Below are 20,340 nucleotides of genomic sequence, written 5' to 3' on the forward strand. Positions count from 1 at the left end.
TGGAATAGCCGGGCCCGAGCTGGATCCATGGTCGATGCTGCCCTATGCGCGCCGCCTCGAGGCTCATGGCGATGACGAATGGATCGTGCTTGCCCGGGTCATCGGAATCGCCGTGGAAATTCTCTCGCCCGGTCGCTACGGTACTCCAGGTGCCCCCCCGGTCGAGCTTGACCGGCGTGCGGCCGAGGCACTTGTCTCTGCCGACTGGCGCGATCCGTTTACGGGCGGCCCGTCGACCATCGAGGCAGTGGTGGCGCTGCTCGGGCTCTGGCGCACCATTTTGGAGGCGAACCGCCCGATCCTGGCAGCGTGCGGGATGGCGTGGTGGAAGCGGACGGAAATTCGGCGCTTTCTCTGGCATCCGGCACGCCGCCTTGCGATGGTTTCATCTGCTGGCCGTGCCTTGAAGATCGCCCAGCGCGGGGGCGGCTCGGTCGCGATCTGGCCATCGCGAGTGTCTCCTGCCCTGATCGATGAGGCCCGTGCCGCCGGCGTCCCGTTGGTGCGGGTAGAGGACGGCTTCGTGCGCTCGGTGGGACTCGGCGTGGACTTGGTCCCCCCCTCTTCGGTTGTCGTCGATGCGAGCGGAATTCATTTCGACCCGTCGCAGCCGAGTGATCTTGAAACCATATTGAATGACACGGAGATGCCGCCACAGGTCCTCCGCCGCGCCCGCGTGCTGCGCGAGACGATCATCGAAGCCGGCATCAGCAAATATGCCGCAGGCCATGACTCCGCCCTACCGAAGCGCACTGGGGACAAGCGCCTAGTCCTCGTGGCCGGGCAAGTAGAGGACGACATGTCCGTGCTCGCCGCAGGTGGCGGTCCCGGCTCCAACCTTGCGCTGCTGCGCCAGGCGCGCGCCCTCGAGCCGGATGCCGAGATCTGGTTTCGTCCTCACCCGGACGTCGACGCTGGTCACCGCAGAGGCGCGATCGCCGATTCAGATGCGTTGACACTGGCCGACAAGATCGTGCGGGGCGGGGGCATGGCAACGCTGCTCGACACCGTGGATGCGGTACATGTCCTTACCTCGCTTGCCGGCTTCGAAGCGCTGATGCGCGGGCGCGATGTGACTTGCCACGGGGCTCCATTCTACGCCGGCTGGGGCCTTACGCACGACCTAGGCCCAGTCCCTGAACGCCGGACGCGCACGCTCACACTCGATGCACTGGTGGCGGGCGTGCTGATTCTTTATCCACGCTATCTGGATCCGGTGACCGCACTGCCATGCCCGCCCGAAATATTGATCGGTCGCATGGCCTCGCAAAATGCCGTCAATCGTCTCAAATGGGTGGCACCGGTCCGTCGCTGGCAGGGCAGGCTGACGAAGTTGATGCGCAAATGACCGTTATTCTGGATATTTCGCGCCTCATATCGCGAATTCGCTATTCCACCCCTTCCGGGGTGGACCGAGTGGAGATGGCCTATGCCCGCGGACTTCTCGCGCGGTATGGCGGCGACCTCGCCTTCGCAGCGGTTCATCCCCTGGGTATTTACGGCCGTGTGAAGCGCAGTGCGGCGCTCACCTATCTCGATGAGTTGGAACGCCGCTGGTCTACCGAGGATGAGACGCCGCGCCAGCGTTCGATCGCCTCCATCGCGCCACAGCTTACCGCCCTGATGCCGAAGAGGAAAGACATCGGAACCGGGAATGTCTATGTTCAGGCGTCGCCTCATCACCTGACCGATATCGAGAAGGTTCACCGCATCCTTGCGCGCGAGCGGGCCAGATTTCTCTGCCTCGTTCACGACCTGATCCCAATCGAATTCCCTGAATATGCCCGTCCGTCCGGGGCCACGCTTCACCGCAGGCGAATCGAAACCATCGCATCGGCTATAACAAGGTCGGGTGGTGCGGCCTTGGTAAATTCCGCTGCGACGGGCCGATCACTTGAGCCTTGGCTCACACGCGGCACGCCGATCCATGTGGCATTATTGGGCACGGAGTCGCTGCCTCGCGCGATACCGGAGGTGAGCGCGGACGGCCGCCCCTACTTCGTATGTCTCGGCACGATCGAGCCGCGCAAGAATCACCTGCTCCTGCTTCATCTGTGGCGACATCTGGCCGAAACCCTGCCCGCCCAGAGCGTACCACGGCTCCTCGTGGTCGGTCGTCGCGGCTGGGAGAATGAGCAGATCGTCGACATGCTGGAGCGCTGCCCCGCACTGGTTGGACATGTCGATGAGCTTGGAGGCTGCCCGGATAAGCGCCTGTCCGCCTTGTTGCGCGGCGCTCGGGCACTCCTGATGCCGTCCTTTGCGGAAGGCTATGGGATGCCAGTGGCAGAGGCACTCTCGGTCGGCACGCCGGTCATCGCCAGCGATCTTGCGGCGCTGCGCGAAGTGGGCGGAACTGTTCCCGACTACCTGGACCCTCTCGACGGCCTCGGCTGGAAGGCTGCGGTGCTCGATTATGCAGCCAGCGGAAGCAGGTACACCGCGCAGATGGCACGACTCCCGGCATGGAAGAATCCCACTTGGGCCGAGCACATGGCAATCGTTACTGATGCGATCGAGGAGATTCGGGTTCGACCATGCGTCATCTGAAGCGCATCTGCTCTCGCGCAGTCCTGACGCCGATGAGCCAGCGTGGCGTGTTCAGCGCTTCAGCGAAGTGATGCGCGAGTGGAAAACGCGATCCCAGAAGATCGCTGAAATCGCAAAATTGCGTTCGTCGTCAACATAATGATGACGCATATGATGACGCTTGAGCCTCGACGCCATTTTTCCGCGCATCGGCAACTGGTGACAGGCATAATGGACTGCGTCATAGATGACGTAGCCGATCATGAAGCCGAGAAACGCCCATGTCCCGGCCATGCCAAGTACCGCCACGCACCCCGCCCAGATCATCAAGCCGACGCCGACGCTGACGGGCAGCGGCATGAGACCGCGAAGGGGGTCGCCGGGATCTGCGTGATGGTTGCCGTGAATCAGGAATATCAGCCAGCGGATCACGGGAACCTTGCTCTCAAGATGGAAGAGGTACCGATGCATCGCATACTCGAACAGTGTCCAGACCAGCACCCCGCTAGAAACAAGCAAAATCGCATGAAGCGCGCTGGCCGAACCCCAGGCGGTCCAGGCAATCAGAGGAAGCAACACCATCCAACTCGCCACGAACGTCCGCAACGAGATCAGGGTAAGTTTTTCCAACCGCTCACTTTTGAACAACCGGACGCGTTGCGAACTGGAAACCGAGGGAGGCATCGGTGTCGATGCTGGACAGGAGGGGGGCTCGCCTGTCAAGCCGAAATGCCTCCAGTTGGGGTTAACATGTGACGAGCGTAGCAAGGCGCGATCTTGAGATGAGGGACTCGTTCGCACCAGCGCGCATTCTGGTGACGGGTGCGTCAGGCGGGCTCGGCAGCGCGCTGGCTCGCCATTATGCTCGCCGCGGCGTCAGGCTGTGCCTATGGGGTCGCGATACGGCACGACTGACAGCGATCGCCGAGGATTGCCACGCCCTTGGAGCAGAGGCGAATATCCGCTCTATCGACCTCAGCGACATCGAGGCCGCGCTGGCGGCTCTGGTGGAGGACGACAGCAGGGAACGGTTCGATCTTTGCCTGATCGCCTCTGGACGAGGTGACGTCCGCGCGGCTGGAGATCTGGTCGAGGACTCGGCGATGGTCGCTCAACTTGGCGCGGTCAACTTCATCGCTCCGACCGCACTCTCGGCGGCGTTGGCGCAGCGTATGGCGGAGCGCGGTTCCGGCCAAATTATATTAGTCGGCTCTGCAGCAGCTTTTCACCCGCTGCCATTCGCCGCAGCCTATTCGAGCACCAAGGCCGGCTTGGCGCGTTTCGCCGAAGCGTTGAGGATCGGCGTCGCCCCTTACGGCGTGAGCGTCACTTTGGTTTCTCCGGGATTCATCGATACCGCGGCGGCCCACGAAGTGCCTGGGCCCAAGCCAATGCTGATGACGCCCGAGTCGGTCGCGGTGCGCATTGCCGGGGCTGCGAGACAGCGCAAGGCGCATCTCATTCTGCCCTGGCCCTTTGTCGTGCTGCACTGGCTAGATCGCCTGCTCCCCCGCGGGCTGCACTACAGAATGCTGGCCCGCTTCAAGCCGCCTGGATGAACCTGCTCGCCGGTCGTGGGGAGTTGCCGTCAGCGCCCGAGCATCTGTCTCAGGATCGCGTCATGCAGACCCGCGGGCGACAGATCCACACGGCGATCAGCGTCGCGCACTGGCCTGCCTGCTCGGTCCAGACGCAGCATGACGTAGGGAGTATGCCTGTCTCCGCCCGGCCGGGTCGCGCCGGGAATGCTCGGCCGATGATCGCCGAAGAATATCAGCAGCGCGGGTCGGCCCAGCGCGGCCATGCGTTCGGTCAGCGACGTCAGCATCGCGTCGCCCTTCCGCACGAGACGCATATAACCGTCCACAAGTTCGACGCCGGCCTCAGCCTCCCAGGGGCCGTGATTCTCGATCGTGACAGCGTAAATCAGCGTGGGATGTGCGGCAGCTTCGGCCAGCGCCATGACTTTGTCCGCTACCGCAGCATCGGTGACATAGCGACCTTCTCCCGGTCCCGGTACTTCAAACTGGTCCTCGCCTACCAACGCGGCAAAGCCGCCGGCGGACATGATCCGATCTCGCCCATAAAATCGCATATCGTGCGGGTGGAGGAACAGGCTGCGCCAGGTCTCACCCGCAGCGGTCAGTCGCGCCGGTAGTGCGTAAGATGACTCCCGAAGCGCTGTAAGGAACGGGTCGTAGCGGCGAAAGCCAAGCGCCGCTTCCTCGCGGCCGAACAGGACACCATATTCCGTGCGCATAGTATATGCGCCAAAGCCGCTGACCTCCAGATGTCCCCACTGAAAGGCTGAGGCTTGCGCGGCCGAGAGGCCGGGCAACGCCAATGACGGGTCATCGAACAAGGCGACCGGATCGGCAAAACTCTCGCACTGAATAACCACAACAAGCTCGGGCAAATTCGTCCGGTCTTCAACCGTAACGGGCGGACACGGCCCGGGGTCAGGTTCGGCCCGCCAGCGCAACCAATAGAGCAGCAGCATCGGCAGCAGGCCATGACGCTTCGTGTCGGCAACCGCATCAGGCACCCGCGCAAGTGCCCGCCACGGTAGCAGTCGTAACGAGAGCGAGAGGACCATCACGCTAGCCCCAAGGAGGGTCAGGCCTACGAGATGCGAGGCAAGGTCGCCGGCTGAAAACCATGCGATCAACGTTACGAGGAGTGCCGCCACGATTCCCGCAGCAACGCGCTGCCAAATTCTGACAGCGGAAAGATAAAATTGGGGGTGCCTGAAAACTGCCCCGATCAACGCCAGGTCCGAAAACAGCAGGGGCTCTCCCAGCATGGCGTGCTTTGCATTGGAAGCGACGACCAACAGCGCCTGCACCGCAAGCGTAAGGGCCATCGCCACCACCGCGTTCCCGCAAAGTGCCAGCATGCCACCATAAAGTGCCGTCGTAATGCAGGCCAACAGCCAAAGGCTGGCGCTGCTGCGAAGAGCGGGCGATGCCCCGCTAGCCCCTAGCCGCCTTCTGGGGCGAGCCAATGCGTCCAATAGCCCTGCCCCGACAAGCGCCGTGCCGAAAGTTAGTCCGTCGAAAGTCACTGTCTGCGTGGCACCATCACTTGCGTCCGGTGCCGTCGGACGAGCGACAAAAGGAGCGTTGGGACCCGCCCCTAGCCGGCAAGGCGAACGCTGTCATCAGTCGGCCTCCTCGCTTGGGCACGTCGCGCGGTGGGCTTGCCGCACATCGCTGGGCGCATTAACGCTTATCAAGACAAGCCCTGCGCGCAAGGCGGCGAAAGTACCTGCCGTCTCAGAGCTTATGTATGTCACGACGGAGCGTACTTTTCCGAATGCCTCACTATCGACCCGCAGCAGGCAGCCAATCAGCGTCAACGAACCAAAGTTTTCCTGACCCAACCACATATAGGTCCAAACTCGAGGTAAAATCCGGACCTCGTACGGTCTTGCTCCTTCAAGGCCTTATGGGCCCGCTGTTCCCGCGGCTCGGCGCAGGACTGATTGCAGCCGGTCACGAAGTTCATAAGGTTAACTTCAACGGCGGCGATCGCCTATTCTGGCGCCTGCCGAACGGAGTCGATTACCGTGGCACGCTAGCCGACTGGCCTGAGACGTTCGCGGCTCTGCTGGAAAAGTTGCGCGTCACCGACGTGGTATTGTTCGGCGACTGCCGCGATCATCATATGCCAGCAATCCGCATCTGCCGCGATGCCGGCGTACCGGTCCACGTCTTCGAGGAAGGCTATATCCGGCCGGATTGGGTGACGCTGGAACTGGGTGGCGTTAATGGTCACTCCTCGCTGCCGCGCGATCCCGCATGGTACCGGGATACGGCGGCCGGCCTTCCCCAGGTTCCACCGCATTCTCAGGTACCTTCCTCGTTCCGCCGACGTGCACTGGAGGGGCTCGCCTACAACGTCGCTGATGTCCTAACGCGCTGGTACTATCCAGGCTGGAGCAATCATCGCCCATGGCATCCCGTCGTCGAGGGCCTAGGCTGGTGGCGCAAGCTGCGCCGTCGCAAAGAGCGCGAGGCAAGCTCGGCCGCGCTGATGGCGCGACTTTCTGCCTCAGACGATCCGTATTTCCTGTTTCCGTTGCAGCTCGATTCCGACGCCCAGATCCGGCTTCATTCTCCCTTTGCGGGAATTGCAGACGCATTGAGGCTGGTAATTGGCTCATTTGCCGCGCACGCGCCCGCGAACATTCGCCTGGTCGTTAAGGAACATCCACTCGACAACGGGGTGCGTGATTGGCGACAGATCACCGCGGACATGGCAGAATTGTTCGGTGTCGCGGATCGTGTCGATTATCTTCCTTGGGGCGACATCGTGCCAGTCACGCGCCGCGCGCAGGGCGTCGTCACGATCAATAGCACCAGCGGCACCTTTGCTCTAGCCGAAGGCTTGCCAGTTGTGGCTCTGGGCCACGCCGTCTACGACATTCCTGATATCACGCACCAAGCGGGGCTTGATACCTTCTGGGCCCGTCCCATACCACCCTCACCCGACACATTCGCGGCATTCCGGCGGGTGCTGATCGAACGATGCCTCATCCCCGGTGGTTTTTTCTCCGAGGAAGCGCTGGAGAAGGTCGTACGTCACGCTGTTGCACGGCTCGAAGGCCAGCCGATCGCACCAGAATAAGGACCGCCCCATCCCCCGACGGCAATTTTTTTGGGGGGCCTGGCAGACTGGACGCGTGAGGAGTTGCCCGCTAGAAGCCGCGCGACAATCGCAGGGGTCCGCCTGGGTTGATCAGCAGGAGCGCGCTCGCTTGCATCCGGGGCAATTGCGCCACGTAATGAAGCGACGCTCCGAACATATGCAAAGACGGGCAAGTTTAACTCACGGGCTCAGCCGCGAATGATGAATAACGTAATTGCCAAGATCAGGTCTTCGGGTCCGCTTTTGTGGCTGACTGTCCTGATCCCTACCGCGCTGTCAGTTTTGTATTTTGGAGTACTTGCGTCCGACGTCTATGTTTCGGAGTCTCAGTTTGTCGTCCGCAGTCCCGATAAGCCGTCAACGTCGGGCCTCGGAGTGCTGCTTAAGAGCAGTGGATTTGCCAACGCAGGCGACGAGATCTACGCAGCGCAAAATTACGTACTATCTCGCGACGCCCTTCAGGCTTTGAATAGAAGTGATTCCTTCGCTCGTGCCTATGGCAACACATCAATTTCACTGTTTGATCGATATAATGCCAGCGGCCTAGACGGTGATTTTGAGAGCCTGTACAAATACTACCAGAAGAAGGTCAGGGTTGAGCATGATACAACCTCATCGATCGTCACACTGACGGTACGCGGTTACACCTCACAAGACGCGCACCGCTTCAACGAGCAGCTGCTTGAAATGGCTGAGGCGACCGTGAACAAGCTCAATACGCGCGGTCGTCAGGATTTGATACGCTTCGCCCAGACTGAGGTCGACGAAGCCAAGAAGAAAGCGGAGGAGGCCGCTATTGCGCTGGCCGCGTACCGCAATCGACAGGGCGTTGTCGATCCGGAACGGCAAGCGACCATCCAGTTACAGATGATATCCAAGCTGCAGGACGAGTTGATCTCGACCCGGACCCAACTGCGCGAGCTCCGCGCGCTGGCACCGCAGAATCCGCAAATCGAGGCACTGAAGACTCGCGTAGCTGGCATTTCAGCAGAGATTGCGGAGCAAACCCGGCAAGTTGCTGGCGGCAACGGCTCGCTTTCATCGATCGGCGCTGAGTATCAGCGGCTGACACTCGACAATCAGTTCGCTGAGAGACAACTTGCCAGCGCGATGGCGTCACTAGAAGAAGCGCGCAATGAGGCGCGCCGTAAGCAGGCTTATGTGGAACGCATCGTAGAGCCGAATACGCCGGACAAGGCGCTTGAGCCACGCCGACTGCGAGGCATTTTCTCGACCCTAATTTTAGGCCTCGCCGCTTGGGCAATCCTGAGCATGCTGCTGGCAGGCCTGCTTGAGCACAAGGACTAAGAGGCACTACCGTGGCCGTCGAGCTTTCCGAGGTCGCTCGTAGCGCGAGCATTCAGTGGCGCGTCATTCATGCGTTACTCATGCGCGAAATTCTGACACGTTATGGACGTCACAACATCGGCTTTCTATGGCTTTTCGTCGAGCCGATGATTTTCACGACGGGCGTTACCATCCTTTGGACTGTAACAAAGTCAATACATGGCTCATCGCTACCGATCGTCGCGTTCGCGCTAACCGGCTACTCGGCGGTCCTTCTATGGCGCAATATGCCCTCACGCTGCATCGGTGCAATTGAACCTAATCTGTCGCTAATGTATCATCGCAATGTACGGGTGATTGACATTTTCGCTGCGCGATTGATATTGGAGGCGGGTGGCGCTACTATCTCTTTTGTCGTGCTAGCCCTGCTCTATATTTATATTGGCTGGCTTGACCCACCGCAGGATGTCTTGACTGTTGTGGCGGGGTGGTCGCTGATTGCTTGGTTTGGCTCGGCCCTCGCTGTTTTCTTGGGAGCATTATCTGAGCGATCGGAACTTGTAGATAAGATTTGGCACCCAATGTCATATCTCGCGTTCCCGTTATCGGGGGCGGCGTTTATGGTCGATGCACTCCCGCCAGACGCAAGAAAGTACATTCTGTACGTGCCGATGGTGAATGGTGTCGAACTTGTGCGGGAGGGCTATTTTGGCAGCCTAGTTCACGCACATTATGATTTGCCTTATATGATCGGCTGCTGTGTGGCGCTGACTCTTTTGGCGCTATCACAGGTGGCTGTTGCAAATCGCGAGATTACGCCAGAATGATCAAGCTGGAGAATGTTCGCAAAGTTTATCCGACGCGGACCGGTGATCGAACAGTACTGAATGAAATTTCCTTCACACTCAGTAGAGGTGAAAAACTAGGGGTCCTCGGTCGCAATGGCGCTGGCAAATCCACACTGGTGCGCCTCGTCAGCGGCGCGGAGCGGCCAACAGCAGGTGAGATAACGCGCAACATGTCGGTATCATGGCCGCTTGCCTTCGGCGGCGCGTTTCAGAATTCGCTCACAGGTTTAGATAACGTTCGCTTTATCAGCCGCATCTACAACCAAAGGGCCGAAAATAATATCAATTTCGTGTATGAATTCACTGAGCTAGGATCATATTTACGCGAACCCGTTCGTAACTATTCATCGGGAATGCGCGCTCGCCTTGCTTTTGCGATCTCAATGATTATCGAATTTGACTGCTATTTGATAGACGAAATCACCGCAGTAGGTGACGCAAAGTTCTACGAAAAGTGCGAGATCGAGCTTTTTACAAAACGAGCGGATCGATCGATGCTGATCATTTCTCACGACTTAGGTTATATCCAAAAGCATTGTCAGCGGTTTGCCGTTCTCGAGAGTGGAAACCTGATATTTTATTCCGACTTCGATCAAGCTCATCATGCGCACCTCCAAAATCTCGACATTGAGGGGGAGAGATAGAAATTTCCTCTGAATATTATCCGGGTAATTATGCGAAGTTTTTTTGAACTTCTTGCGCTTCGTATCCAGCAAGGCCTTTCTTGCAAAACATTTCGACGCGCTCATGTTCGATTCTGCCGGCACTCAACCTTATCGAAAAGCAAAGTCCCGCCACCCCGCGACCGGTCACGTAGGCTATTCATCGATATGGCAGTTATCAGTCACCATGACGGAGGAACGGGTATACAGCGCGTGGTGCGCTCTTTGGCGACCGCACTGCTGAAGGAAGCATCTGAGCAGTGGGATATCCGGTTCGTTTCTGCGCGCAGGAAAAGGCGGTACTTTGAGATCTCATGGCCCATGCCAGACCCCGCCAGCCCGGTTGGCGCGGAGATGGAGGCACGCCCCGGCGACGTCTTTATTGGCTTGGACTATTCGCTTGATGCAGTGCGTCGCCATCGTCAGCAGCTCTCCGATTTCCGGAGAAACGGAGGCGCACTATGGTTCCTAGTCCATGATTTGTTGCCACTCCAGAAACCCGACTGGTTTTCCGGCAACACCGTGCTTCGTTACAAAGCGTGGCTCGGCGTCCTGGCGCGCGTGGCAGATGGATTTCTGTGCAATTCCCGACAGACCGAGGCGGAATTGCGCGGAACATTGGCAGAGGTTTATGGGCTGCGCAACGGCTATCGCACGCAGATACTTCCCATGGGTCACGTGATCGATGCTACAACCGATGTCGACCATCCCCCTGCCGCACCTTACCGCATTGATCATTCATCACGCGATGCCCCTTTCGTCGTAATGGTTGGGACTCTTGAGCCGCGCAAGGGGCATGCCGACATTCTGGCTGCGTTCGAAGAGTTGTGGCGGCGAGGGCTGCGCGAGAGGCTGGTACTGGTTGGTCGCTTGGGTTGGAAGGTCGATGCATTACGGGACGTAATCCTATCCCATCCCGAGTTCGGCAAACGCCTGCTCTGGCTAAATGACGTCGGTGACGCGGAATTAGGAGCCATTTATCGGGCTTGTACTGGAGTAATTGTTGCGTCGCTTGCCGAAGGTTTCGGATTACCGATCATAGAGGCGCTCGGTTATAAAAAACCGGTCCTTGCTCGTGATATCGCGGTGTTCCGCTCGCATGAGTCCAGAGGCGTGCGGTTTTTCTCGGATCGAGCAAACAGTTTGGAAATTGCTTCCGCCATCACTTGCTGGCTTGACGGGGTGAGGTGTGGAACGATTACGATCATACCCCCCGATGATGACTGGGATGTCTCTGCTCGACATCTACTGAATGCAATCAGTTCATCATAATTATCGGCTATTAGGCTTAGGCTCAAAACCCAATCAGCCTCTTGAAAATATGCGTATTGGTTGATTCAACGGGTTTCCAGGCTTGATGGAGGCTGTTGTCGATGTCGCATTCGTTGTTCTGGCTATCGGATGAAGCCTGGCTGGCGATCGAGCCGCACTTGCCGAAGAACCAGCCTGGAGCCCGGCGCGTCGATAACCGCCGGCTAATCTCGGGCATCCTCCATGTGTTGAAGTTGGGCTGCCGATGGTGCGATTGCCCAAGGGATTACGGTCCATCCACGACAATCTAAAACCGCTTCAATCGCTGGTCGTGGCGGGGCTTCTGGACGAAGCTGCTCGATGCCTTGACCGACGCAGGGGCGGTGACGAAAAGCACGGCGATCGACAGCACCTACATCAAGGCCCAGCGCTCGGCATTTGGCGGAAAAGGGGGCGCCAGACGCAGGCGATCGGCCGTTCTCGCGGCGGCTGGACAACCAAAGGTCCATGCCCTGACCGATGTGCTGGGCCGACCCTATGCGCTGATGCTGACCCCAGGCAATGTCAGCGACGTGAAGGCCGCACCGGCCGGGGTTACGCGGCCGATGAAGCAAATTCCCGTCGAACAGCGCTTCGAACACGAATCCATCTCCCACATCTTGTTTGGTCGCGAGGCCAACGATCGCTCCATCTGGCGAGTCCCCTTAACGTGCCGGACCGAGCGTTTCGCCCGCAAATTCAATCCCTCCAGTCGATAGAGCCGCTGGACGCGCTTCACCTTCACCGGTCAGCACTCGCGCTGCAGAAGCACTTGGGTACCGCGATAACCGAATCGAACGGCGTCTCGGAAATCTGTGACCCTCTCGCCCCGTAGCGCCTGGTCAGCGCGAATCGACTTGTAGCGATGCCTCCTGCGGTCGGACCGAAGCCCAGCCGGTTGAACTTCCGGTGCCCTCCTCAAGCCGCCGCATATTGCGACGTTCCGACAGCCCTACGCCTTCATGCAACTGCGTCCATCGATAGCGCGTCGCTTCCGAAACGCCTCTCGTCCGGCACACCCCAGCCACCGGCGCCCTTACCTCGGCCTGCCCCCCGTGCAAATGCGACCTGCTCACCCGTGGACCACGATGTCTCCGGCGCGCTTCAGGTTCGATTTTTTGCCAGATTCTTCTCATTCGCACTCGAGTCGTGTCACCGACAGGGTCAACCTGCAGCATGCGACGCGAATTGGAGACCGTACGGCGCACCGGCTAAATCGCATGCTGGACAAAGCGTAGCAGGCAATCCACGAAGGGCCTATGAGGCGGCCGGCGCCCCAGGGCGCCCCTTAACTGTATCGGCGGAGAACTAACGGCGTGATGCCTTCGACCTTTTCACCTGAAGAATACGTTACGCTGATGTACCGGACATTGCTTGGACGTGAACCAGACGATGAAGGGCTTGTTGCTCACTCAGCAGCGTTGCGGCGGCACGGAAATCCCAGCGACATCGTGAAGGCGTTTATAGGTTCCGAAGAGTACCAAAAGCGCAACGCCAAGCCACGCGTTCGTCAACGTGCGACTATAGGCGACGAATCTGGGGCGTCCAGCTACAGTCAGGCTAAGGACTTGGACCCATGCTCTTATATTTTGGAATCCAGCACGCGGCATTTTCGCGATCCGGCTTTTCTCAAACAGCTCAGCCAACGCGCGGATCTCGCGCCTATCCACTATCGGCCTGTAAAGAAGATTGCTCTATACTATTGGCGCATGAATAATGGCGGTACTGAGCGCGTTACAGCCCGCCAGGCGCTTATGTGGAGCAAGATGGGTTACGAGGTTATTCTCATCACGGATGAAGAACCTCGCCCGCTCGAAGACTACCACTATGGAAAGGTCAAGCGCTTCGTAATTCCCGAACGGATGATGCATGACGATCACGGTCGATCATACATTTTGCGTGGCCGCATCCTTGCCGGAATATTGAGTAGCGAACAGGTCGATCTATTCGTTACGAATCAGTGGTATGAAGTGTCCTCGGTGTGGGACGTGCTGATTGCTCGCAGTCTCGGCATTCCTACCATTGTGGGCTGGCACAATTCGTTCGACGCCGGCATCCATAATCCCGATGACCTTGGAAACGCATATCTACGATACCTTGGCTACCGTCATGCAGAACTGATTGCCGTTCTAAGCCGGGTCGATCAACGTTGGTTCGAGAGCTGGAATGCTCCGGCCAGGATGGTACATAATCCGCTAACTTTCGATGCACTGCCCGATCGGACAGCCTCGCTTGAAGGAAGCACGATTCTATGGCTAGCGCGCGCGGAGCGTCATCAAAAGCGTATTGACCACGTCATCCTGATGTTCCCGTTTGTCCTAGCTGAAATCCCCGACGCAAAGTTGCTGATCGTGGGTGGCGGCCCCGACCTCGAATGGGCTCGGGAATATGCAAACGCGCTCGGCATTGGAGAGAGAATCGAGTTTGTCGGCTACACTACGGAAGTCGATCGCTATATCTCACGTGCAGCCGTGCACGTAATGACCTCGGAGTTCGAAGGTTACCCCATGGTCTTGAGCGAGGTCTGGTCGCACGGGGTTCCGTCGGTTCTCTATGACTTACCCCATCTAGAGTTTCTACGCAGCGGCCGCGGACATCGAGTCGTCGAGCAGAAGAATATTCAGAAGCTGGCAGATTCTGTGATCGAGATGCTGCGCGATACCAAGCTTCGGCTTACCCTCGGAGCCGAAGCTCGATCCGTGGTCGAAGAAATAGCGATTGACCTAGATGCCAGCTGGAAGGACATTTTCGATCGCATCGGCGCTGGAGCCCCGCCTGTCGAACAAGCGCAGGCCGCGTTTCCAACCGGGGACGGAGAGCAAACATATCGCATCTTGGTCCGAATGCTGGGCGAGAAAATGCTGAGCCTCTACGGGCCGAATAACGTCGAGACCCCATTGCCCTACCTTCCTAGCCAAGCCCCGGTCGAACCGCCACGCACGCGGACGACCCGCAAGCTTGTAAAGGCGGCACGCGTTGTTGCCGCGCCTTATGGAGTAGTTCGAAAAGCTATTGAGAAACCGAAGACCTCAGCATCAGCGCTTCGGATGATCGATCTATCGCATGTAGGTCTGGGCGACAATCTGATGATCTGGTCGGGCCTCTATACGTTGCTAGAGAACGGCGTACCACTTTGCGCTCCAGGCTGTGTGATCCATGTTCCGCCCGTCCTGACCGGTTTGTGCTCTAGAATTTTCTCAAAATTCGGTTTGATTGCGCAGCGCGGGCATCCCTCGCGCCAAATTAGCCCAGTTTATTCTCCGCTGCCTCCCAATGGATTTGGTGAATGGTGGCGTACCTATATTGGCCGTGATTGGCGGATGAACTGGGTGGAAGCTGTTGACCTTCAAAAGTCGTTTCCGCGACACGGCGCCGATCGCTCATGGAGCGCACGTCTAAGACTGTCGATCTCGGAACGGCTCCTCTATCGCCGGCGCAGCTGGATGGATGCCACCCCGTCCTACATCGGTTTTCGCGTATGGCAGCCTGTAGCGGCGCATCATGGTATTTATCCCACCATCTTCCTGGCCCAGATGAAACAATCGCTGGACAGCCTGCGGCGCGTCGTCTCGACCTATATTGACGAGGTTACCCCTGATTGCGATCGTGAAATATACTGTGGCAATGCCGCCTTTCCTGCAGGTAAATCCTTTCAGACCATTCCTCCGGCTGTATATAAGCAAATCAACACGACCCTTGGAAAAGATTTCTTTGTACCCTATGTGCAAGATGACAGCGCGTGGAAAGGAGATTTTGAACAAAACGGCGTCGTTACTTATAATATTGGCGATATCATAGATACATTTCGCATCATAAAGTATTCAAAGAATCTTCTGACCACTGATAGCTTTAGTTCTCACCTCGCCCAACTTATGCGAGACGACTTTACGTTGGTTCTCAGCAGAGATATGCGGGAAAGCATTGTACACCCCGGCGCCAACCCGAAGGTTGTTGCGAACCATCCCAGTTGTGCGCCGTGTAATTATCAGGAGCGGCAGCATTTCGATCACTGCGTCGCTGGGTATAAGTATTGCATTGCTTTTGACGGTTCAGGTTTTGCGAAAAGAATTGCAAGCACTTTCTCGGACTAATGTTTTCTTGATGCTATTATGCGAATTTTAATTTGTAGTAACGTCTACCCCCCCCATTTTATGGGGGGGGCGGAACTAATGGCACATGAGCAAGGCAAAGCACTTGCAAAACTTGGCCATCAAGTAACCGCGTTCGCTGGTAAATTCAGTCACGATTTAGAGCCGCGCAGACAATTTGATCAGGAATTTGAAGGAATAAGGGTTGTTGGCGTAACGACAACTCCATCCAATTTTAGCCCTGAACATCTGAATTTTATGGATTCGATGATCGAGGATCATTTCGTCAGAACGCTGCACGAAATCAGGCCAGACATCGTTCATTTTCATAATCTTACTGGCCTTTCGGCAAAACTACCAATATTGGCGAAGCAGCATAAAGCTAAAACTGTCTGCACGCTGCACGACTTTTGGGGCTTCTGCCTTAGAAACACGGCAGTTCGTTCGGATGGTAAAGTATGCGACGACTCTACGCAGTGTCGCTTTTGCTTGCCTCGCATACATGATGGTCAACGCCGCCATATCCCGATACGATTTCGGAAGGATTTCTTGCGCGTCGCCATGGACCATATCGACCGGTTCCTCGCGCCGAGCGAATTTCTCGCCGAAGCTTACAAGCGCAACGATTTCGCAGCGGAGCGAATAAGCGTATTGCCTAATGGAATAGACACTAGTCTATTTCAGCCGGCACGGCACGCCCGCAAATTGACAGACCCGCTGCGGATCACCTTCGCAGGTCATTTCGGTGTCCACAAAGGTGTGGCAACTCTCTTGCAAGCGCTAGCCGTGCTGCCCTCGCTACTTCCTCCCAAAGCACCAGCGCCCCATTTGACGCTGGTTGGGGAAGGCCCGGAGGAGCGCGCCTATCGCGCTCAAATAGCGGCGAGCGGGCTTCGCTCGCAGGTTAGCCTGCCCGGGAAGAAGCCCCCCTCGGCCATGCCAGCAGTTTACGCCGAGAGCGACGTGGTGGTACTGCCTTCGCTCTGGGATGAGAATCAGCCAGTATGCTTGATGGAAGCGATGGCGGCAGGCCTGCCGATCGTCGCGTCACGTAGGGGCGGAATCCCCGAGTTGATTGAGCATGGCCGCAATGGATTGATGTTCAATGCGGGCGATGCGCAAGGCCTTGCCGATATGCTGGCGCGGTGCGCTGCCAACCCGGAATGGCGACGAGAGGCCGGGCTGGTCGGCCGCCGCCGCGTGGAGGATCAAAGCCACGACCGACTCGCCGAGCGGCTGGTCGAATTCTATGAACAGAGCGTGGCCGTGCCCGCCGCGCCTAAAGCGACGCCGCAGATCTACGTCGCACTCGGCAACATGCGGCACCCGATGATCGGTGAGGGGGAGGCGCTGGCGGACGGACGGTGGTCTGACCGATATCTCATGCCCCGGGCATGGATCGCTGACGCATTTCCGACGGTTGCCGGGGTTGTCTTTACCGGTCGGCTTTGGTCCGCCCTGCACTCGCTCGGTGTCACCGCCATGTTCAGCCTTCCGAAGCGCGTTGCTCGGCGCCTTTTCGCCCCTCCGACTAAGCGTTAGACTAACCCGACGGATGACCGCTAGGGCGAGATTGGATTCCTTGCTTGCCGCCAAGCGTTGCGCCATAGCACCTCATTGGCAAGTGCCGAAAAAACATATCTGCAGCAGATTAAGTAATTGCGTGAACCAGTTATGAAAATAATGTCCAGATCCGTGATTAAGGCAATGGCGAGCGCATGCCTTGTATTCGCGGTTTCCGCTTGCGCGATTGCGCCTTCCAGCGGCCCTTCCGCGCGTAGCATCGCGAACGCCTCAGGGCTCGACCGCAACGGCTTCGACATCAAAGTCGTTGATGTAACGGACGCGGTGGCTCGCAATCTGATTGCCCGGACCCACAAGGATCTGTTCTCTCAGAGCCTCGGCGAGGGACGGGCGATCGGCGCCAGTATCGGTCGGGGCGATGTGCTCGATATCACGATTTGGGAGGCGCCCCCTGCTGCGCTGTTCGGTGCGATCGGTGGGGACCCTCGCCTAACGTCTTCAGGAGCGACCGCGCGTGGCACTTCCTTGCCGGAGCAAATGGTCGACAGCGACGGACGCATCGTGATCCCATTTGTCGGCAGCGTGCAAGCTGCCGACCGCACCCCGCAGGACATCGCGCGCGAAATAACGGCGCGCCTGAGGGGTAAAGCACATCAGCCCCAAACGATCATTCGCCTGGTTCGCAACGCTGCTGCCGCAGTTACCGTTGTCGGAGACGTCGGCGGCAGCACTCGGGTGCCTTTGACACCGAGAGGAGAACGCGTTCTGGACGTGCTAGCAAGCGCGGGCGGTGCGCGGCAGGCGATCAACAAAACCATGGTTCGCATCACCCGCGGCGCGCAGACATCGGCGATGCCGCTCGAGTCAGTCATCCGAGATCCGCGTCAGAACGTGATCCTTCAACCTGACGACGTGATGACGGTCCTGTTTCAGCCGTTCAGCTTCGTTGCCTTGGGCGCGACCAATCGCAACGAGGAAGTTCCGTTCGAAGCCAACGGCCTGTCACTCGCCCAGGCATTGGGACGGGTGTCAGGGCTGCAGGATGCGCGCGCCGACGTGAAAGGTGTGTTTCTATTCCGCCTTGAGGATCCGGCTTCCCTCCTGCCCGAGCAACAGGCAACCGCCCGGCTCACCCCGGACGGCAAGGTTCCGGTCATTTATCGGTTCAACATGAAGGATCCAGCAACGTTCTTCGTCGCGCAAGGGTTTCCGATCCAGGATCGCGACGTCCTCTATGTTTCGAATGCACCGCTGGCGGATTTTCAGAAGTTCATCAACGTGATCTATTCGACCCTGTTGCCGGTGGCTACCACCCTAACCGTAACCCGGTGAAAGATCCGGACTCCGGCCGGTCGCTTCGGCGATCCAGCTGGGGTCGGACATTTGGAGAAAGACGTGACCTTCTCGATCGGCGCCGAAATCGGCGGCACACTCACTGCGCTGCAAGCAGTCATGACCCAAGACTTCCTCGACGGGATCAACCCGGTGGCCAATCACCTCGCCAACGCACTCCGCAACGGTGGCAAGGTGCTTATCATGGGCAATGGGGGATCGGCAGCAGATGCTCAGCATATAGCCGCTGAACTTGTCGGCCGGTACAAGGTTGAGCGCCCTGGCCTCGCCGCTATCGCATTGTCCACCGACAGTTCGATCCTGACTGCCTGGAGCAACGACTATTCCTACGAGACCGTGTTCAGTCGCCAGGTCGAAGCCTTGGCCCGCCCCGGTGACGTTGTCTGGGGAATATCGACCTCGGGAAACTCCGCCAACGTCGTGCGCGCCTTCGAGGCCGCGCGGAAGATCGGCGCCACCACGCTCGGACTTCTTGGACGCGACGGCGGCAAACTAGCCCCGCTGAGCGACTTCGCGATTACCGTTCCGCTGCCGGAAACCGATCGTATCCAGACTGCGCATCTATTGGTCTATCATGCGCTGTGCGCATATCTCGACGAGGCTTTCCGCCCGGTCCCGGCGCATGATGTTGTCGGCCCCAATGGTTGATCCCGAATTGCGCCGACAAATTGCAAATTTGTCGGTTCTGGTAGTCGGCGACGTCATGTTGGACGAGTACTGGTTTGGTGACGTGCGGCGCATCTCGCCCGAGGCGCCGGTACCTGTGGTTCATGTCTCCCGCAGCGAGGAACGCCCGGGCGGCGCTGCAAACGTTGCCCGCAATATCGTCGCGATGGGTGCAAAGGCGACCCTGCTTGCTGTAGTAGGGGCGGATAGAACCGCCGAACGCCTTCGCGCCACACTCGACGAGGCAGGCGTTGGCCACCATCTGAACGTCGACCCCGCCATTCGCACGACGCTGAAGCTGCGCGTTATTGGTCAGAATCAACAGATGCTACGTGTGGATTTTGAGGAATTTCCGTCCGCAGAAACTCTCCGGGCCAAGCAGGCCGAGTACGAACGCCTGCTCCGCGAATCGGACATTGTCGTGCTTTCGGATTACGGCAAGGGTTCTCTGGTCCGGGTCACAGATCTGATCGCGGCCGCGCGCAAGCTCGGCAAGGCAGTTTTGGTCGATCCGAAAGGCCGCGACTATTCTCGCTACGCAGGTGCAACGTTGATAACGCCCAATCGTGCCGAACTGGCCGAAGCCGTCGGCACTTGGTCGTCAGCCGATGATCTCGATGCGAAGGCCGAGCGGCTTCGCGCCGAACTGTGCCTGGATGCGCTCGTTCTAACGATGAGCGAACAGGGCATGAAGCTCTATTCACCCACAGGCACCTTCCATCAGCACACTCGCGCTCAAGAGGTGTTCGACGTATCGGGTGCAGGCGACACTGTCATCGCTGCGCTAGCAATAATGCGCGGCTGCGACGTGGACTGGGAAAACGCTGTAACCTTCGCGAATGCCGCCGGCGGCGTCGCGGTGGGTAAACTTGGAACGTCTGTTGTCCACTTCGAGGAAATCGAGCGATTCTTGGACAATGCAGATCGAGAAGGGGCGGTTCATGACAGCCAAGGGTGAGGCCATCGCAGACAGGATCATCACCCGCGCAGACCTACTGGCTGCACTGACACAACTTCGTCGCCCACTGGTATTTACCAATGGCGTCTTCGATATTCTGCATCGCGGGCATGTGGAATATCTTGAATCAGCGCGGGCACTAGGTGGCTCGCTATTGGTAGCGCTTAATAGCGACCTTTCCGTCAGAATGCTTGGTAAAGGATCAGATCGACCGATTAACTCTGAACTCGATCGCGCGACAATGATTGCTGCGCTTGCATCTGTCAGCCTTGTCACGTTCTTCGATGAGCCCACCCCGATGGAATTACTCCATGAGGTACGACCCGACCTATATGTGAAGGGCGGCGACTACGATATCGAAAGTCTTCAGGAGTCCAAATTTCTTGCTACCTATGGAGGGCAGGCAAAATCTATTAGTTTCCGAAAAGGCTATTCCACGACCGCGCTGTTGCAGCGCATTCGCACCAGTGCGGGATGACCGACCA

Annotated in this window: 19 protein-coding genes; 16 read left to right on the top strand and 3 right to left on the bottom strand. The window is 58.4% G+C overall.

The genetic code is table 11. The features are described from left to right. Positions 1–34 precede the first annotated feature (34 nt). Both ACZ1H8_RS07385 and ACZ1H8_RS07390 read left to right on the top strand, forming a co-directional pair. Complete coding sequence (locus ACZ1H8_RS07385) at positions 35–1,348, top strand: capsular polysaccharide export protein, LipB/KpsS family (protein ID WP_465180688.1); 1,314 nt, start codon at positions 35–37, stop codon at positions 1,346–1,348. Next, entirely contained in the window at positions 1,345–2,550 is a 1,206-nt protein-coding gene (locus ACZ1H8_RS07390) for a glycosyltransferase family 4 protein (protein WP_465180689.1), read from the top strand. The genes ACZ1H8_RS07385 and ACZ1H8_RS07390 overlap by 4 nt, the downstream gene beginning before the upstream one ends. 51 nt (positions 2,551–2,601) lie before the next feature. Here ACZ1H8_RS07390 and ACZ1H8_RS07395 read toward each other — a convergent pair whose 3' ends face one another. Further along, the gene (locus ACZ1H8_RS07395) at positions 2,602–3,159 is read right to left on the bottom strand and encodes a sterol desaturase family protein (protein WP_465180690.1); all 558 of its coding nucleotides are present in this window, start codon (positions 3,157–3,159) and stop codon (positions 2,602–2,604) included. 152 nt (positions 3,160–3,311) lie between these two features. On the opposite strand from ACZ1H8_RS07395, the gene ACZ1H8_RS07400 reads away from it, so the two are divergent. Next, the gene (locus ACZ1H8_RS07400) at positions 3,312–4,088 is read left to right on the top strand and encodes an SDR family NAD(P)-dependent oxidoreductase (RefSeq protein ID WP_465180691.1); all 777 of its coding nucleotides are present in this window, start codon (positions 3,312–3,314) and stop codon (positions 4,086–4,088) included. A gap of 29 nt (positions 4,089–4,117) precedes the next feature. Here the strand turns inward: ACZ1H8_RS07400 and ACZ1H8_RS07405 are convergent, their stop codons facing one another. Then, entirely contained in the window at positions 4,118–5,458 is a 1,341-nt protein-coding gene (locus tag ACZ1H8_RS07405; protein WP_465180692.1) for an LTA synthase family protein, read from the bottom strand. Positions 5,459–5,976: 518 nt separating this feature from the next. Here ACZ1H8_RS07405 and ACZ1H8_RS07410 point away from each other — a divergent pair. The 5 genes from ACZ1H8_RS07410 to ACZ1H8_RS07430 all read left to right on the top strand — a co-directional run bounded on the left by ACZ1H8_RS07410 (position 5,977) and on the right by ACZ1H8_RS07430 (position 11,248). Next, entirely contained in the window at positions 5,977–7,158 is a 1,182-nt protein-coding gene (locus tag ACZ1H8_RS07410) for a capsule biosynthesis protein (RefSeq protein ID WP_465180693.1), read from the top strand. A gap of 219 nt (positions 7,159–7,377) precedes the next feature. Continuing rightward, positions 7,378–8,487 carry a KpsE/RkpR family capsule polysaccharide export protein gene (locus tag ACZ1H8_RS07415; protein WP_465180694.1) on the top strand — a complete coding sequence of 370 codons (1,110 nt, stop codon included), beginning with the start codon at positions 7,378–7,380 and terminating at the stop codon, positions 8,485–8,487. Between the two features lie 11 nt (positions 8,488–8,498). Then, positions 8,499–9,293 (top strand): ABC transporter permease, encoded by a 795-nt coding sequence (locus ACZ1H8_RS07420; RefSeq protein ID WP_465180695.1) that lies wholly within the window; start codon positions 8,499–8,501, stop codon positions 9,291–9,293. Continuing rightward, entirely contained in the window at positions 9,290–9,958 is a 669-nt protein-coding gene (locus ACZ1H8_RS07425) for an ABC transporter ATP-binding protein (RefSeq protein WP_465180696.1), read from the top strand. Before ACZ1H8_RS07420 ends, ACZ1H8_RS07425 begins: the two co-directional genes overlap by 4 nt. Positions 9,959–10,192: 234 nt before the next feature. Then, complete coding sequence (locus ACZ1H8_RS07430) at positions 10,193–11,248, top strand: glycosyltransferase (protein ID WP_465181361.1); 1,056 nt, start codon at positions 10,193–10,195, stop codon at positions 11,246–11,248. Between the two features lie 22 nt (positions 11,249–11,270). Here the strand turns inward: ACZ1H8_RS07430 and ACZ1H8_RS07435 are convergent, their stop codons facing one another. Then, a complete protein-coding gene (locus ACZ1H8_RS07435; protein WP_465181454.1) occupies positions 11,271–11,465 on the bottom strand; it encodes a hypothetical protein in 195 nt (64 codons plus the stop codon). On the opposite strand from ACZ1H8_RS07435, the gene ACZ1H8_RS07440 reads away from it, so the two are divergent. From ACZ1H8_RS07440 to ACZ1H8_RS07475, 8 genes are all read left to right on the top strand, one after another. After that, the gene (locus tag ACZ1H8_RS07440; RefSeq protein ID WP_465181362.1) at positions 11,407–11,538 is read left to right on the top strand and encodes a transposase; all 132 of its coding nucleotides are present in this window, start codon (positions 11,407–11,409) and stop codon (positions 11,536–11,538) included. The genes ACZ1H8_RS07435 and ACZ1H8_RS07440 overlap by 59 nt on opposite strands. 54 nt (positions 11,539–11,592) lie before the next feature. After that, the gene (locus tag ACZ1H8_RS07445) at positions 11,593–11,985 is read left to right on the top strand and encodes a transposase (protein WP_465180697.1); all 393 of its coding nucleotides are present in this window, start codon (positions 11,593–11,595) and stop codon (positions 11,983–11,985) included. Positions 11,986–12,585: 600 nt separating this feature from the next. Next, positions 12,586–15,357: a glycosyltransferase gene (locus ACZ1H8_RS07450; protein WP_465181363.1), complete on the top strand. Its 2,772-nt coding sequence runs from the start codon at positions 12,586–12,588 to the stop codon at positions 15,355–15,357. A gap of 78 nt (positions 15,358–15,435) precedes the next feature. After that, entirely contained in the window at positions 15,436–16,896 is a 1,461-nt protein-coding gene (locus ACZ1H8_RS07455) for a glycosyltransferase (protein WP_465180698.1), read from the top strand. 153 nt (positions 16,897–17,049) lie between these two features. Beyond that, the gene (locus ACZ1H8_RS07460; protein WP_465180699.1) at positions 17,050–18,210 is read left to right on the top strand and encodes a polysaccharide biosynthesis/export family protein; all 1,161 of its coding nucleotides are present in this window, start codon (positions 17,050–17,052) and stop codon (positions 18,208–18,210) included. Positions 18,211–18,273: 63 nt separating this feature from the next. After that, positions 18,274–18,879, top strand: a complete 606-nt coding sequence (gene gmhA, locus ACZ1H8_RS07465; RefSeq protein WP_465180700.1) for a D-sedoheptulose 7-phosphate isomerase — start codon at positions 18,274–18,276, stop codon at positions 18,877–18,879. Further along, positions 18,854–19,855 (top strand): D-glycero-beta-D-manno-heptose-7-phosphate kinase, encoded by a 1,002-nt coding sequence (gene rfaE1, locus ACZ1H8_RS07470; RefSeq protein WP_465180701.1) that lies wholly within the window; start codon positions 18,854–18,856, stop codon positions 19,853–19,855. Before gmhA ends, rfaE1 begins: the two co-directional genes overlap by 26 nt. Beyond that, positions 19,839–20,333 carry an adenylyltransferase/cytidyltransferase family protein gene (locus ACZ1H8_RS07475; RefSeq protein WP_465180702.1) on the top strand — a complete coding sequence of 165 codons (495 nt, stop codon included), beginning with the start codon at positions 19,839–19,841 and terminating at the stop codon, positions 20,331–20,333. The genes rfaE1 and ACZ1H8_RS07475 overlap by 17 nt, the downstream gene beginning before the upstream one ends. The last annotated feature ends 7 nt before the right edge of the window (positions 20,334–20,340 follow it).

It is taken from the genome of Sphingomonas sp. BL-S-25, assembly GCF_055521555.1.

Bases quoted from the DNA above. Each gene is read 5' to 3' on its own strand.
- ACZ1H8_RS07450 (WP_465181363.1), top strand. From the start codon at position 12,586: ATGCCTTCGACCTTTTCACCTGAAGAATACGTTACGCTGATGTACCGG.
- ACZ1H8_RS07400 (WP_465180691.1), top strand. From the start codon at position 3,312: ATGAGGGACTCGTTCGCACCAGCGCGCATTCTGGTGACGGGTGCGTCA.
- ACZ1H8_RS07425 (WP_465180696.1), top strand. From the start codon at position 9,290: ATGATCAAGCTGGAGAATGTTCGCAAAGTTTATCCGACGCGGACCGGT.
- rfaE1 (WP_465180701.1), top strand. From the start codon at position 18,854: ATGATGTTGTCGGCCCCAATGGTTGATCCCGAATTGCGCCGACAAATT.
- ACZ1H8_RS07475 (WP_465180702.1), top strand. From the start codon at position 19,839: ATGACAGCCAAGGGTGAGGCCATCGCAGACAGGATCATCACCCGCGCA.
- ACZ1H8_RS07455 (WP_465180698.1), top strand. From the start codon at position 15,436: ATGGCACATGAGCAAGGCAAAGCACTTGCAAAACTTGGCCATCAAGTA.
- ACZ1H8_RS07415 (WP_465180694.1), top strand. From the start codon at position 7,378: ATGATGAATAACGTAATTGCCAAGATCAGGTCTTCGGGTCCGCTTTTG.
- ACZ1H8_RS07390 (WP_465180689.1), top strand. From the start codon at position 1,345: ATGACCGTTATTCTGGATATTTCGCGCCTCATATCGCGAATTCGCTAT.
- ACZ1H8_RS07435 (WP_465181454.1), bottom strand. From the start codon at position 11,465: ATGCCCGAGATTAGCCGGCGGTTATCGACGCGCCGGGCTCCAGGCTGG.
- ACZ1H8_RS07410 (WP_465180693.1), top strand. From the start codon at position 5,977: ATGGGCCCGCTGTTCCCGCGGCTCGGCGCAGGACTGATTGCAGCCGGT.
- ACZ1H8_RS07385 (WP_465180688.1), top strand. From the start codon at position 35: ATGCTGCCCTATGCGCGCCGCCTCGAGGCTCATGGCGATGACGAATGG.